General features: G+C 58.4%; 10 protein-coding genes and 3 tRNA genes. 10 read left to right on the forward strand and 3 right to left on the reverse strand.

Features of this window, described 5'->3' with window-relative positions:
• Positions 1-153 precede the first annotated feature (153 nt).
• On the reverse strand, positions 154-1,008 hold the full coding sequence (gene folD / locus AD662_RS10200) for a bifunctional methylenetetrahydrofolate dehydrogenase/methenyltetrahydrofolate cyclohydrolase FolD (protein WP_014339305.1): 855 nt from the start codon (positions 1,006-1,008) through the stop codon (positions 154-156).
• Positions 1,009-1,289: 281 nt separating this feature from the next.
• Between folD and AD662_RS10205 the strand changes: the two genes are divergently transcribed.
• The 10 genes from AD662_RS10205 (at position 1,290) to AD662_RS10255 (ending at position 12,525) form a co-directional block, all read left to right on the forward strand.
• Positions 1,290-1,366 (forward strand) — tRNA-Arg (locus AD662_RS10205).
• A 41-nt stretch (positions 1,367-1,407) separates the two neighbouring features.
• Positions 1,408-1,483, forward strand: a tRNA-His gene (locus AD662_RS10210).
• A gap of 58 nt (positions 1,484-1,541) precedes the next feature.
• Positions 1,542-1,626, forward strand: a tRNA-Leu gene (locus AD662_RS10215).
• 422 nt (positions 1,627-2,048) lie between these two features.
• Positions 2,049-3,359, forward strand: a complete 1,311-nt coding sequence (gene tig / locus AD662_RS10220) for a trigger factor (RefSeq protein WP_018602424.1) — start codon at positions 2,049-2,051, stop codon at positions 3,357-3,359.
• A gap of 93 nt (positions 3,360-3,452) precedes the next feature.
• Positions 3,453-4,088 (forward strand): ATP-dependent Clp endopeptidase proteolytic subunit ClpP, encoded by a 636-nt coding sequence (gene clpP / locus AD662_RS10225; RefSeq protein ID WP_018602422.1) that lies wholly within the window; start codon positions 3,453-3,455, stop codon positions 4,086-4,088.
• A 112-nt stretch (positions 4,089-4,200) separates the two neighbouring features.
• Positions 4,201-5,484, forward strand: a complete 1,284-nt coding sequence (gene clpX / locus AD662_RS10230) for an ATP-dependent Clp protease ATP-binding subunit ClpX (RefSeq protein ID WP_003183176.1) — start codon at positions 4,201-4,203, stop codon at positions 5,482-5,484.
• Between the two features lie 161 nt (positions 5,485-5,645).
• Positions 5,646-8,042, forward strand: a complete 2,397-nt coding sequence (lon, locus tag AD662_RS10235) for an endopeptidase La (protein ID WP_014339302.1) — start codon at positions 5,646-5,648, stop codon at positions 8,040-8,042.
• A gap of 148 nt (positions 8,043-8,190) precedes the next feature.
• Positions 8,191-8,463, forward strand: coding sequence for an HU family DNA-binding protein (locus AD662_RS10240; RefSeq protein WP_002552737.1), 273 nt, complete (start codon positions 8,191-8,193; stop codon positions 8,461-8,463).
• Positions 8,464-8,687: 224 nt separating this feature from the next.
• On the forward strand, positions 8,688-10,559 hold the full coding sequence (locus AD662_RS10250; RefSeq protein ID WP_018602330.1) for a SurA N-terminal domain-containing protein: 1,872 nt from the start codon (positions 8,688-8,690) through the stop codon (positions 10,557-10,559).
• 1,105 nt (positions 10,560-11,664) lie between these two features.
• Positions 11,665-12,525: a DUF2242 domain-containing protein gene (locus AD662_RS10255; protein ID WP_053178676.1), complete on the forward strand. Its 861-nt coding sequence runs from the start codon at positions 11,665-11,667 to the stop codon at positions 12,523-12,525.
• 304 nt (positions 12,526-12,829) lie between these two features.
• Here the strand turns inward: AD662_RS10255 and AD662_RS10260 are convergent, their stop codons facing one another.
• Together AD662_RS10260 and AD662_RS10265 are read right to left on the reverse strand one after the other, a co-directional pair.
• Positions 12,830-13,867 (reverse strand): AraC family transcriptional regulator, encoded by a 1,038-nt coding sequence (locus AD662_RS10260; protein ID WP_018602325.1) that lies wholly within the window; start codon positions 13,865-13,867, stop codon positions 12,830-12,832.
• A 2-nt stretch (positions 13,868-13,869) separates the two neighbouring features.
• Positions 13,870-15,000: a carbon-nitrogen hydrolase family protein gene (locus tag AD662_RS10265; protein WP_053178679.1), complete on the reverse strand. Its 1,131-nt coding sequence runs from the start codon at positions 14,998-15,000 to the stop codon at positions 13,870-13,872.
• Between the last annotated feature and the right edge of the window lie 48 nt (positions 15,001-15,048).

The raw sequence follows: 15,048 nt of genomic DNA on the forward strand, positions 1-15,048 counted from the left end.
ACGCCTGCCGATAAGGATCAGGCGACAAAAACTCTTGTGGGAGCGAGCCTGCTCGCGATAGCGGTGTTTCAGCCAGCATTGATGTTGGCTGATCCCAAGCTATCGCGAGCAGGCTCGCTCCCACAGGGTTTATGGCTGGATTGAAGCGGTGTGTCAGCTATGCAGCGTCTCGGCCGCGTACAAGGTGTTTTCCAGCAAGCAGGCGCGGGTCATCGGGCCTACGCCGCCGGGTACCGGCGTGATCCAGCCAGCGCGGGGCAGGGCGGTCTCGTAGACCACGTCGCCCACCAGCTTGCCATCTTCCTGGCGATTGATGCCCACGTCGATGACGATGGCGCCTTCCTTGATCCACTCGCCCCGTACCAGGCCGGGTTTGCCGGCGGCCACCACCACCAGGTCGGCACGGCCGACATGGCCGGCCAGGTCCTTGGTGAAGCGATGGGTCACGGTCACGGTGCAGCCGGCCAGCAGCAGCTCCATGGCCATTGGACGGCCAACGATGTTGGACGCACCCACCACTACGGCGTCGAGGCCATACAGGTCCACGCCAGTGCTTTCCAGCAGGGTCATGATGCCTTTAGGGGTGCAGGGACGAAGCAGCGGGATACGTTGTGCCAGGCGACCGACGTTATAAGGATGGAAGCCATCGACGTCTTTGTCCGGGCGGATACGCTCCAACAGTTTGGAGGCGTCGAGGTGTTCAGGCAGCGGCAGCTGGAGCAGAACGCCATCGATGTTCGGGTCATCGTTCAGGCGATCGATCAGATCGGCCAACGCTTGCTGGGTGGTTTCGGAAGGCAGGTCGTAGGCCTGGGAAAGGAAGCCGACCTCTTCACAGTCTTTACGCTTGTGCGAGACATAAACCTGAGAGGCAGGATCGCTGCCGACCAGGATCACCGCAAGGCCGGGCGTACGCAGGCCTTGCTCGCGGCGCTCGGTGACTCGTTGGGCGATCTGCTGGCGCAGGCTGGCGGCGATCGATTTGCCGTCGATAAGTTGTGCAGTCATTGCGCGTGGTTAACCATCGAGAGGGGAAAAAAAGAGAACGCATTCTCGCATGCCGGGGCGTGAGGGCAAAGGCGCTTGGTCTGCAAATTCCCCTAACCCCTTTAATTAAATGAATTTTTTTTAAAAAAGAGTTGACGACCTATCAGGCCGTCTATAACATTCGTCGCACTTGTCGGGCACAGCCTAGCACTGGTTAAGAAGGTGGAGCGGAGTTGGTTGTTTCAACTCGGCAAAACTGAAAGCACTTAGTTTGTAATCGTCCAAGAATACAGATTAAAAAGGCGCCCGTAGCTCAGCTGGATAGAGCATCCGCCTTCTAAGCGGATGGTCGCAGGTTCGAGTCCTGCCGGGTGCGCCAATTAGGCAGCTTTGGCACAAGTAAGGCAACAAGGCAATATGGTGGGCGTAGCTCAGTTGGTAGAGCACGGGATTGTGACTCCCGTTGTCGTGGGTTCGATCCCCATCGTCCACCCCATATTCTAGAGAGGCGCCAGATCTAACAATCTGGCGCCTTTGCTTTAAAAGCTTGATACGCGGATGTGGTGGAATTGGTAGACACACTGGATTTAGGTTCCAGCGCCGCAAGGTGTGAGAGTTCGAGTCTCTCCGTCCGCACCATACAAGTCGCTATTTAAATAGCAGAAAACGGCGCAGTACCTGAAAAGGGCTGCGCCGTTTTTGTTTTCAGTGGTTCTGTGTTTGGCATTGGCGCTGTTTTTTTGGGTGCGCGCTGCGGTCGGGTCCTCGCGAATGTGTTTCGTGATGATGCGCGGCATGTCCGTCGGTCTCCTTGTGGGGCTGGGCGCTGCGCGGCCGGGCCAGCCGCTTCTATATATAGAAGCGTTGGCGCAGAGCCTTGGGCTGAATCGACTGTATTTGCAATCCGGGTGGGGCATGACCGTTTGTCCCGTCCTAAATCCGGCGCCTGTTTCCAGCGCGTTTTCAGTAGGGTGACTTCTTGAGTTTGACCTACTAGAATGCATGCCCTTGATTCTGGGGTCGGAAACGCCCGGCCAACGTCTGTGCAACGAGGAATATCCATGCAAGTTTCTGTTGAAAATACTTCTGCTCTTGAGCGCCGCATGAGCATCACCGTGCCGGCTGAGCGCATCGAGACTCAGGTCAACAAGCGTCTGCAGCAGACTGCCCAAAAGGCCAAAATCCCAGGTTTCCGCCCAGGCAAAGTGCCAATGAGCGTGATCCGTCAGCGTTACGAAGCTGATGCGCGTCAGGAAGCCGTGGGCGACGTGATCCAGTCTTCGTTCTACGAAGCGGTCGTCGAGCAGAAGCTGAACCCGGCCGGCGCTCCGTCCGTCGAGCCTAAAGTGCTGGAAAAAGGCAAGGACCTGGAATTCGTCGCTATTTTCGAAGTGTTCCCTGAGTTCAAGGTTGCCGGTTTCGAATCCATCGCCGTCGAGCGCCTGAGCGCTGACGTGTCGGATGCCGACCTGGACAAGATGCTGGACATCCTGCGCAAGCAGAACACCCGTTTCGAAGTGACTGAGCGTGCAGCCCAGAACGAAGATCAACTGAACATCGATTTCGTCGGCAAGGTCGACGGTGAAGTGTTCGCGGGCGGTTCCGCCAAGGCTACCCAGCTGGTGCTGGGCTCCGGTCGCATGATCCCTGGCTTCGAAGATGGCCTGGTTGGCGCCAAGGCCGGTGAAGAGCGCGTTCTGAACGTGACCTTCCCTGAGGATTACCAGAACCTGGACCTGGCTGGCAAAGCCGCCGAGTTCACCGTGACCGTCAACACCGTTTCCGAGCCGAAACTGCCTGAGCTGAACGAAGAGTTCTTCGCCCAGTTCGGCATCAAGGAAACCGGTCTGGAAGGTTTCCGCACCGAAGTTCGCAAGAACATGGAGCGTGAACTGCGCCAGGCTATCAAGTCCAAGGTCAAGAACCAGGTCATGGACGGTCTGCTGGCCTCCAACCCGATCGAAGTGCCAAAGGCCCTGCTGTCCAACGAAGTTGACCGTCTGCGCGTGCAGGCTGTTCAGCAGTTCGGCGGCAACATCAAGCCGGACCAACTGCCGGCAGAGCTGTTCGAAGAGCAAGCCAAGCGCCGCGTCGTGCTGGGCCTGATCGTCGCCGAAGTGGTCAAGCAGTTCGAGCTCAAGCCTGACGAAGCCCGCGTTCGCGAGCTGATCCAGGAAATGGCCTCGGCCTATCAAGAGCCTGAGCAAGTCGTGTCCTGGTACTACAAGAACGACCAGCAACTGAACGAAGTCCGTTCGGTTGTGCTGGAAGAACAAGTTGTGGATACTGTTCTGCAGAAAGCTAGCGTGACCGATAAAGCGGTCTCTTACGAAGAAGCGGTCAAGCCGGTGGAAGCTCCACAAGCCGATTGATGGTTCTGCGGTAAGAAATACACACCCATAAGCCAGCCTTCGTGCTGGCTTATGCGTATTCAAGACATAACTATTTGGGAGTGACTGCGAGACATGTCCCGCAATTCTTTTTATCAGCATAGCTCTGACATCCAGGCCGCAGGCGGCCTGGTCCCGATGGTTATCGAGCAGTCCGCCCGCGGCGAACGTGCCTATGACATCTACTCGCGTCTGCTCAAGGAGCGCGTCATCTTTCTGGTGGGCCCGGTAGAGGACTACATGGCCAACCTGATCTGTGCGCAACTGTTGTTCCTTGAAGCCGAAAACCCGGACAAGGATATCCATCTCTATATCAACTCCCCTGGCGGTTCGGTGACGGCGGGCATGTCGATCTACGACACCATGCAGTTCATCAAGCCTAACGTTTCGACGACCTGTATCGGTCAGGCGTGCAGCATGGGTGCGTTTTTGCTGACTGCTGGTGCCCATGGCAAGCGTTACTGCCTGCCGAACTCGCGCGTGATGATTCACCAGCCACTGGGCGGTTTCCAGGGCCAGGCATCGGATATCGAAATCCATGCCAAGGAAATCCTCTTCATCCGCGAGCGCCTCAACACCTTGATGGCCAAGCACAGCGGGCGCACGCTTGAAGAAATCGAGCGCGATACCAACCGCGACAACTTCATGAGCGCTGAAGCCGCACGTGAATATGGCCTGATCGATGAAGTGATCAGCCAGCGCCCCGCTTAAAATAAGCAGCTCAAAATGAGGTTGATCGGCTGGTCCGATCACCTGCGGGCTTGAAAAAGCCCGCAATTGCCTTCATCTTGTGTTGCAAGCCTATCGGATTTGGATCGATCGAATGACTGACACCCGCAACGGCGAGGACAACGGCAAACTGCTTTATTGCTCCTTCTGTGGCAAAAGCCAGCATGAAGTGCGCAAATTGATTGCCGGCCCCTCGGTCTTCATTTGCGACGAGTGCGTCGACCTGTGCAATGACATCATCCGCGAGGAGGTGCAGGAAGCCCAGGCCGAGAGCAGCGCGCATAAATTGCCTTCGCCTAAAGAAATCAGCGGCATCCTTGATCAGTATGTGATTGGTCAGGAACGTGCGAAAAAGGTACTGGCCGTAGCGGTGTACAACCACTACAAGCGCCTGAACCAACGTGACAAGAAGAATGACGACGTCGAACTCGGCAAGAGCAACATCCTGCTGATCGGCCCGACAGGCTCGGGTAAGACCTTGCTTGCCGAAACCCTGGCCCGCTTGCTGAACGTTCCGTTCACCATCGCCGACGCAACCACCCTCACCGAGGCGGGTTATGTAGGTGAAGACGTCGAGAACATCATTCAGAAGTTGTTGCAGAAGTGCGACTACGATGTGGAAAAGGCCCAGATGGGTATTGTCTACATCGACGAAATCGACAAGATTTCCCGCAAGTCCGACAACCCGTCCATCACCCGGGATGTTTCCGGTGAGGGCGTGCAGCAGGCCTTGCTCAAGTTGATCGAAGGTACGGTCGCTTCCGTTCCACCCCAGGGTGGTCGCAAGCATCCGCAGCAGGAATTCCTGCAAGTCGACACCCGTAACATCCTGTTCATCTGCGGTGGTGCGTTCTCCGGCCTGGAAAAGGTTATTCAAAACCGTTCCACCCGCGGTGGCATCGGTTTCAACGCCGAAGTGCGCAGCAAGGAAGAAGGCAAGAAAGTCGGTGAGTCCCTGCGTGAAGTCGAGCCTGACGATTTGGTCAAGTTCGGTCTGATCCCGGAATTCGTCGGTCGTCTGCCTGTCCTGGCAACGCTGGACGAGTTGGATGAAGCAGCGTTGATGCAGATTCTGACCGAGCCGAAAAACGCCCTGACCAAGCAGTATGCCAAGCTGTTCGAAATGGAAGGTGTAGACCTGGAGTTCCGTTCCGACGCGCTGAAATCGGTCGCCAAACGTGCCCTGGAGCGTAAGACCGGTGCCCGTGGATTGCGCTCGATTCTTGAAGGCGTATTGCTCGACACGATGTATGAAATCCCCTCGCAATCCGAGGTGAGTAAAGTCGTGATCGATGAAAGCGTTATAGAAGGCAAGTCCAAGCCACTGTATATCTATGAAAACAGTGAGCCGGCTGCCAAGGCCGCACCGGACGCTTAAGCGTCCCGCTGCCGGAATAAAGAAGGGGCCTTCGGGCCCCTTTGCTTTTAGCGCGTTTTAGACGTGTCTTAGCGCTTGTTTTTTTTCAAGGCTGCCCCCATCTTGGTTTCAAGCTTACTTCCATCTGTTTCCGGCCCTAGGGCCGCCGTAGAGGCGAAATCATGAAGACAACCATCGAATTGCCTCTCCTGCCATTGCGCGATGTCGTGGTGTATCCGCACATGGTTATCCCGCTGTTCGTGGGGCGCGAGAAGTCCATCGAAGCCCTTGAGGCTGCGATGACGGGTGACAAGCAGATTCTTCTGCTGGCCCAGAGAAATCCAGCCGACGATGATCCCGGCGAAGACGCACTGTATCGCGTAGGGACGATTGCAACGGTTCTGCAATTGCTCAAGTTGCCCGACGGCACCGTCAAGGTCTTGGTCGAAGGCGAGCAGCGCGGTACTGTCGAGCGTTTCAGCGAAGTGGACGGCCATTGCCGGGCCGAGGTGTCGCTGATCGAAGAAGTCGATGCGCCCGAGCGTGAGTCGGAAGTGTTTGTCCGCAGTCTGCTGTCGCAGTTCGAACAATACGTGCAACTGGGCAAGAAGGTGCCTGCAGAGGTCCTGTCGTCGCTTAACAGCATCGACGAGCCGGGACGGCTGGTCGATACGATGGCGGCCCACATGGCCCTCAAGATCGAGCAGAAGCAGGAAATTCTCGAGATTATTGATCTGTCGGCCCGTGTCGAACACGTGCTGGCATTGCTCGACGGCGAAATCGATCTGTTGCAGGTCGAGAAACGCATTCGCGGTCGCGTCAAGAAACAAATGGAGCGCAGCCAGCGCGAGTACTACCTGAATGAGCAGATGAAGGCCATTCAGAAAGAACTGGGCGATGGCGATGAAGGCCACAACGAAATCGAAGAGCTGAAAAAGCGCATTGATGCCGCCGGCTTGCCCAAGGATGCACTGGCCAAGGCCCAGGCCGAGCTGAACAAGCTCAAGCAAATGTCGCCGATGTCTGCCGAGGCCACCGTGGTGCGCTCCTACATCGACTGGCTGGTCCAGGTGCCATGGAAAGCCCAGAGCAAGGTGCGCCTGGATCTGGCGCGCGCCGAGGACATCCTCGACGCCGACCATTACGGCCTGGAAGAGGTCAAGGAACGCATCCTTGAATACCTCGCCGTGCAGAAGCGCGTGAAAAAGATTCGTGGTCCGGTCCTGTGCCTGGTCGGTCCTCCAGGGGTCGGTAAAACCTCCCTGGCGGAGTCGATTGCCCACGCCACCAACCGCAAATTCGTACGCATGGCCCTTGGCGGCGTGCGCGACGAGGCGGAAATTCGTGGTCATCGTCGTACCTACATCGGTTCGATGCCGGGAAGATTGATTCAAAAGATGACCAAGGTCGGCGTACGCAATCCGCTGTTCCTTTTGGACGAAATCGACAAGATGGGTAGCGACATGCGTGGCGATCCCGCTTCTGCGTTGCTCGAAGTCCTCGATCCTGAGCAGAATCACAACTTCAACGATCACTACCTGGAGGTCGATTACGACCTGTCGGATGTGATGTTCCTCTGCACCTCCAACTCCATGAATATTCCGCCAGCGTTGCTGGACCGGATGGAGGTGATTCGTCTGCCGGGCTACACCGAGGACGAGAAGATCAACATCGCGGTGAAATACCTTTCGCCCAAGCAGATCCAGGCCAACGGCCTGAAAAAAGGCGAGCTGGAATTCGACGAGGAAGCGATTCGCGACATCATTCGCTACTACACCCGCGAAGCCGGTGTGCGTGGCCTGGAACGGCAGATTGCCAAGGTCTGCCGTAAGGCGGTCAAGGAACATGCGCTGGAAAAACGCTTCGCGGTCAAGGTCACTGCGGACCTGCTGGAGCACTTCCTGGGCGTGCGCAAGTTCCGTTATGGCCTCGCCGAGCAACAGGACCAGATCGGCCAGGTGACTGGCCTGGCCTGGACCCAGGTCGGTGGTGAGCTGCTGACCATCGAAGCGGCCGTGGTACCGGGCAAGGGTCAATTGATCAAGACCGGCTCCCTGGGTGATGTGATGGTCGAATCGATCACCGCAGCGCTGACGGTGGTTCGCAGCCGCGCCCGCAGCCTGGGCATTCCCCTGGACTTCCATGAGAAGCGCGACACACATATCCACATGCCCGAAGGGGCCACACCCAAGGACGGTCCGAGCGCTGGCGTAGGCATGTGCACGGCCCTGGTCTCGGCATTGACCGGTATTCCGGTGCGCGCCGATGTCGCCATGACAGGTGAAATCACGCTGCGCGGCCAGGTCCTGGCGATTGGCGGCCTGAAGGAAAAACTGCTGGCGGCACACCGGGGCGGGATCAAGATCGTGATCATTCCCGAAGAGAATGTCCGCGACCTGAAGGAAATTCCTGACAACATCAAGCAAGATCTTCAGATCAAACCCGTTAAATGGATTGACGAGGTCCTGCAAATTGCGCTGCAATACGCGCCGGAGCCCTTGCCGGATGTGGCTCCGGAGATTGTCGCGAAGGAAGAAAAGCGAGAGTCTGACTCTAAGGAAAGAATTAGCACGCATTAATACGCATTTGCCTGGGGGGCTTCCTTGACAGTTTTTTAGAGCCCTTGTTATAAAGCGGCTCTTAAGTGTCTGCAGGCCATTCAGCACTCGTTTTTGCTTTCACCAAAAAAACTTAGAATCATCTCAAATAGATATAAGGGGACTTAGAGTGAACAAGTCGGAACTGATTGATGCTATCGCTGCATCCGCTGATATCCCGAAAGCTGCTGCTGGCCGTGCGCTGGACGCTGTAATCGAATCCGTCACTGGCGCTCTGAAGGCTGGTGACTCCGTTGTTCTGGTCGGTTTCGGTACCTTCTCCGTGACCGATCGTCCTGCTCGTATCGGTCGCAACCCGCAGACCGGTAAGACGCTGGAAATCGCTGCTGCCAAAAAGCCAGGCTTCAAAGCTGGTAAAGCACTGAAAGAAGCCGTTAACTAAGGTTTCGTTGAGTTTATCCGGGTCGGGGTCATGCCTGGCTTGGCAGCGGAGCGGTAATACGGCCGGTTGCAACCGGTCTGGCACGCCAGGGCTTGCAGGTTCGAGCCCGGTCCGCTCCGCCAGTTACGAGAAGGCGCATCCTCGGATGCGCCTTTCTTCTATCCGGATTCTACCCACGCTCCACGGTTGCCTAAATTTGAAGTTCAACCGTTTCTGGGGGACGCATGCTGCAGAATATCAGGGACAATTCACAAGGCTGGATTGCCAAGACCATCATCGGGGTCATCGTCGCATTGATGGCGCTGACCGGTTTCGATGCCATTTTTCAAGCCACCACCAATAGCAACGAGGCGGCCAAAGTCAACGGCGAAAACATCAGCCAGAACGAGCTTAGCCAAGCCGTCGACATGCAACGCCGTCAGCTTATGCAACAGCTGGGCAAGGATTTTGACGCCTCCCTGCTGGACGAAAAAATGCTGCGCGATTCAGCGCTCAAGGGCCTGATCGACCGCAAGCTGCTGCTGCAAGGCGCACACGATGCGAAGTTCGCTTTCTCCGAAGCGGCGCTCGATCAAGTGATCCTGCAAACGCCTGAGTTCCAGGTCGATGGCAAATTCAGCGCCGAGCGTTTCGATCAGGTGATCCGCCAGCTGGGTTACAGCCGTATGCAGTTCCGCCAGATGCTGGCTCAGGAAATGCTGATTGGTCAGTTGCGCGCCGGCCTGGCAGGCAGCGGTTTTGTCACCGATGCCCAAGTGCTGGCATTTGCCCGCCTGGAAAAACAGACGCGTGATTTCGCCACCTTGAACATCAAGGCCGACCCGGCCTCCGTCAAGCTGACCGAAGACGAGGTCAAGGCCTACTATGACCAGCACGCCAAGGAGTTCATGACGCCTGACCAGGTGGTCATCGATTACCTCGAGCTGAAGAAAGCTTCTTTCTTCGACCAGGTCAGCGTCAAGGACGAAGACCTGCAAGCGGCCTACCAGAAAGAAATCGCCAACCTGTCCGAACAGCGTCGGGCTGCGCACATCCTGATCGAAGTGAACGACAAGGTGACCGAAGCCCAGGCCAAGGCGAAGATCGAAGAAGTCCAGGCTCGCTTGGCCAAAGGCGAGTCGTTTGAAGCCTTGGCGAAGGAGTTTTCCCAGGATCCGGGTTCGGCGAACAACGGTGGCGATCTGGGCTATGCCGGTCCAGGCGTCTACGATCCGGAGTTCGAAAAGGCCTTGTACGCCTTGAACAAGGACCAGGTCTCGGCACCGGTACGCACCGATTTCGGTTTGCACCTGATCAAGCTGCTGGGTGTCGAAGCGCCTGAAGTGCCTACGTTTGCCAGCCTGAAGGATAAACTGGTCCGCGAGCTGAAGACCCAGCAGGTGGAGCAGCGTTTCGTTGAGGCGACCAAGCAACTGGAGGATGCCTCGTTCGAAGCGTCCGACCTGGCGCAACCTGCCCAGGACTTGAAGCTGACCGTCCACACCTCGGCCCCGTTCGGTCGTGAAGGCGGCGAAGGGATTGCGGCCAATCGTGCTGTGGTTACCGCTGCGTTCAGCCCGGAAGTGCTGGAGGAGGGTGCCAACAGCACCGCCATCGAGCTGGACCCGGAAACCGTCGTGGTGCTGCGTGCCAAGGAACACCGCAAGCCTGAGCAATTGCCGCTGGAAAAAGTGGCGGGCCCCATTCGTGCTCAATTGGCCAAGGAACACGCCAGCGCAGCGGCCAAGACCCGCGCCGACGAGTTGATCGCCAGCCTGGGTGACGGCAAGACTGCACTGGACAAGCCGGTCGACGGCCAAGGCTGGAAAGCCATCCAGGCGGCCACCCGCAACCAGGAAGGCATCGACCCGGCGGTGCTGCAAGCACTGTTCCGCATGCCTAAGCCTGAGTCCAAGGACAAGCCGACGTTCAGCAGCGTGACCTTGCCTGACGGCAGCCTGGTGGTCGTGCGTCTGAACGGCGTGAACGAAGCGGCGGCACCGACTGACGAAGAGAAGGCGGAGTATCGCCGCTACCTGGCGTCCCGTGTTGGTCAGCAGGACTTCGCGGCGTATCGCAAGCAGTTGGAGAGTCAGGCGGATATCAAACGTTTCTAATGGCTTGATGTTTGGGTAAACCTGGCTGTAATGCTGTTCACTTAGAGAAAACGGTGCTTCTTCAGAAATGGGAAGCGCCGTTTTTTTTGGGCTTGGGTTTGGGTGTATATCCATTTCTTCGGTAACGGCTACTTATGGTTCCGCTCTTACAGCGGGTCACTTTCGAAGAGCGCGAAAGTAACCAAAGCGCTTCTGCCCCACCACTTGGTGCCTCGCCTAGGCTCGGCATGCCTGAACGAAGGCATTGCTCCGTGGGCCGCCGCGAAGGGCCATCCATGGCCCAGCGCGGCTAACCCGGCATCCATGCCGGGTTGCCCACTGCGCAATACCTTCGTTCAGCCAGCGTGGTTAACGGGGCGCCGAGATCAACGTCCACCGCGAGGCGGCCTAACAGCCGACCTGGCTCTCCCGGTCGTACACCCATTAGATCTGTGGGAGCAAAGCTTGCTCGCGAAGGCGGTGTTCCAGTCAACGATGATGTTGGATTTGCCGACGTCATCGCGAGCAAGCTCGCTCCCACAGGGGGCGCGCGGTCCCGTCAAAATCAGGCCGGCTGTTAGGCCGCCTCGCTTTGGCTTTTGATCTGGGGCGCCCCGTTAAACCACGCTGGCCGAACGCAGGCATTGCGCAGTGGGCAACCCGGCATGGATGCCGGGTTAGCCGCGCTGGGCCATGGATGGCCCTTCGCGGCGGCCCACGGAGCAATGCCGGAGTGAGGGCACACCGAGCCTAAGCGAGGTGCCGAGTGGTGGGGCAAAGCGTTTTTGGTTACTTTTGGCGCTCTTCCAAAAGTGACCCGCTGTAAGAGCGGAACCATAAGCCGCCGTTACCGCAGCAATGGATATACACACCTAACCACGCCTCCAGAAACGGAATAAAAAAATCTTCATTAACCGCTCAAGTGAACAGCATTAACCCGAACCGTCAGGTTTTTGTATCTGCTTGTTGCATGGAAAGCGGGTATTCGTCGATCTACCGGATCAGCGTCTTTTTCCTGCAAACAACCCCCAGTAAACTTGTAACCCCCTTGAAACAAGATTAGCCACGCGGCCAGGCCGCGTTCTGTTGCACAATACGCCCCGGACCGTTTTTCTCAGGATGTTCAATGTTCAAATCAATTCACATGCGCACCGTCGGGCTTGCATTGGTGCTGGCCGCCGCAGCCGGTTGCTCGTCGAAGAAAACCGCCATCTACGAACACGAGAATTTCGATGACTCCGGCACGTTTTCGCGCACTTATCCAGTGAGCGACGCGGCGACCTGCGAGGCCGGGCGTCGGGCGTTGCTCAGCCAGGGCTACATCATCACCAGCAGCGATCCGAAGCTGGTCAGCGGTCACAAGAGTTTCCAGCAGACCGGCGACACCCACATGGAAATCAGCTTCAACCTGGTCTGTGCCGAAGACGGCGGTACTGGCCACCGTGCGACGATGTTCGCCAACGCCTTGCAGGACCGTTATGCCCTGAAGAAGACCAACAACTCCGCCAGCCTGGGCGTGGGCGTGTTGGGTTCGGTATCGATGCCGATCGGCTCCTCGGATGATTCGATGGTCAAGGTCGCCAGCGAAACCGTGTCGGCAGCCAAGTTCTATGAGCGTTTCTTTGCCTTGGTCGAGCTGTTCCTGCCTCCCGAAGCGAAGAAAGCTGCCGAGAAGACTGAGGAGACCGATAAGCCGAAAACTGAGCTGGGTATCCCGGAAACCAAGGCTGAACCGGCTGCCCTGATGCCGGCTCCTGCGCCTGCGCCAGCACCTGTGCCCGCAGCGGCCACGCCGGTAGAGGAGGCCGCACCGGCCCCCGTCGAAACCGCTCCCACGGTGTCGGAGCCCGTCGCACCGCCGAGCGAGCCAGCGCCAATTGCGCCCGAGTCGTTCGAGTCTGCGCCGACGACGGAAACCGTTACACCTCCACCGTCCAGCTCGTTACCGCCCCCGAGCGAGCCGATTCAGCCGCTGCCGGCATCCTGAGGTCCAGTGGCAGGGAGTTACGCCCTGTCACACTTCACGCGGTAATTTCCCGACCCTGTGCTACGTTTAATTCATGAAGCCTTTGCTTCATGTTTTGTTCATAAAGCAGCTTTATGCTGATGCCAGCGCCATCAGGCATTGGTTTCAATGACAGGGGAAGGACACGCAATGGATGATTATCAGGAAGAGCTGCTGGAATACCAGGCATATGAACTGGACCCGTTGGAACCCGCCGAAGATGCGACGGAGTTGTGAAAACCGCTACGAGCTACAAGTGGTAAGCGCCAAGTCAGGTTCTTGAAGCTCAAACCCCTCGGTGACTACGACGAAACTCCCCGGGCGTCTGGTCGTTCCAGCGCTTGAAGGCACGTTGAAAGGCCTCGGCTGAGGCAAACCCCAGCAGGTAGGCGATTTCGCCGAACGCCAGTTCGGTATCGCGTATATAGGTCATGGCCAGGTCGCGGCGGGTGTCGTTGAGGATGGCGCGAAACTGCGTGCCTTCCTCGGCCAGCTTGCGACGCAGGGTCCAGGTTGGCAGCTTCAGGCGGGCCGCCACTTCTTCCAGGTCGGGTTCCCGGCCGCCGTTGAGCAACGGCCCCAGCAGCTGGATGATGCGCTCACGCAGGCTGCGAGTGCGGGTCAGTTGTTCCAGTTCCCGTTCACACAACTGAAGCAGATGGTGCCAGGTGCTGGGGCAATGCTGTGGGTTGCGCTGGGCGAGGCTGTCCAGGCCCAGGCGCAGTTGATTCTGTTCGGCGCCAAACTGGATCGGGCAGTCGCCGAGCGTGCGGTAGGCCTCCAGGTATGCCGGCGCCTCAAATTCGATTTCGATGCGTTCGGGTCGCAGCGCGATGCCACTGACGCTGGACAGTTGGGCAAGCCAGCCGGCAATGATCGAATCCACGACGAAGCGGTTGTAGGCGTTATACGGGCTGATGGAATAGAACCGTAGCCAAGCACCCCGGGCATCCTCGTGGAAGCTCGACTGACCGCGATAGTTGGAGCCATACAGCGGTTCGAAGCGGATCATGCAGCGGGCGGCCTCGCGCACGGTCGGTGCCTGGGCGGCGGTAACGCCCGCCAGCCCGGCCTGGCTCAAGCGCCCGAGCTGACCCATGCGCAGGCCCAGGGCCGGGTCCTGAGTCTGTTGAATCGCAGCGTGGCCCAAGCGCATGTAGCGTGGAATCGACAGACGTGCCCCGGGCTCGGCCAGGCGCGCGGCATCAAGACCATACTGTTCGAGCAAAGGTCGAGGGTCTTGCCCATGACTGGCGACGGCGTCAGCCAGGCTATGGACGAAGCCCACTGACAAGTCCCCCAGGCGCATGGGCTGCGGTTTCATGTTCACAACCACAGGTTCAGCAGGCGGGCGCCACGGGCGTTGCCATCGGGGAAGTGTTGGCCGTTGTGGCTGATGAAGCTCTGGCCGGCGCTGCCGCTGTCCCAGAACTGGCCCCGTAGGAACACGCTGACGCCGCCTCGGGCCTGGCTGATGGGCAATTGGCCGGTCAGTGTCAGGCGATGCCAGGCTTGTCCCTCGCTCACTTCACCCGGTTTGAGGCTTACCTCGCTCGGCGTGGACAGGCCTTTGTAACCGCTCCAGGGTTTGTCCCACGTATCGCGACCGATGATGAAGGCGGGCACCGCAATGAGTTGCGCGCCCTGGTCGTTGAGTTGCCGGTAGTGGAGCGGGTACCAGCTGTCGCTGCCAATCAGCACGCCCAGGCGTCCGGCGGGGGTGTCGATGACGTGGGGGGCGCCCGGGTGGTCGGCGCCAAGCACATCCTGCTGTTCAAAGACGGGATGTCGTTGGCGTTGTGGCTGGCCGATTGGCCGGCCGTCGCTGCCGAACACCAGGCTGCTGTTATACAGCGCGCCGCGGCCGACTTTCAGTTCACCGTCGCTGACGCTGGGCTCGGGAAGTACGATGGAACCGGCCACCAGGGTGATGCCGAACTCCTTGGCCAAGCCACCGAACAGCGCTTGATAGTCATGGGCCATGCGCTCGGCTTTCATGCGCAGGTAGGCATCGCCCAGTCGGTTATCGCCTTGAGCGCTGACCAGCGCCTGGATAAACGCCAGCGGATTGCTGACCGCCAGCCAGTTCATGGCTTCCTTCAACGTGGTGGCCTGGTACAACTCGTCTTTTTCACCGCCGACCATCAACCAGGTGCCGATGTGCTCGGGCAGGACCACCACGGTCTTGGCATTGAGCAAGCCCTGGTCGCGAGCCGCCTGCAGATAGGCCGCCAGTTTGCGATGCAGGCGCTCGGGGCTCTGGTAGTCGGTGGGGAACAGTTCGGGCTGGATGCCCAGCAGATTGCCGCGGTCGGCGGGCGTGCCCTGGTTCACCGCCAGGTGGATGCGCAGGTCCGACAGGTAATGACCCACCGGACGATCCGTCGTCCACAGTGCGTAGGTGATCAGGGCGGCAATCAAGGCCAAGGAAAACAGCAGGTACAGAAATTTGCGCATGGGGAACAGTCAGCGGCCGTGTGCAGGTTCGTGATTTTTCATCAAGAG

Origin of the sequence: Pseudomonas kilonensis (assembly GCF_001269885.1) — a bacterium.
In the GTDB taxonomy this organism is placed as follows: Bacteria; Pseudomonadota; Gammaproteobacteria; order Pseudomonadales; family Pseudomonadaceae; genus Aquipseudomonas; species Aquipseudomonas kilonensis.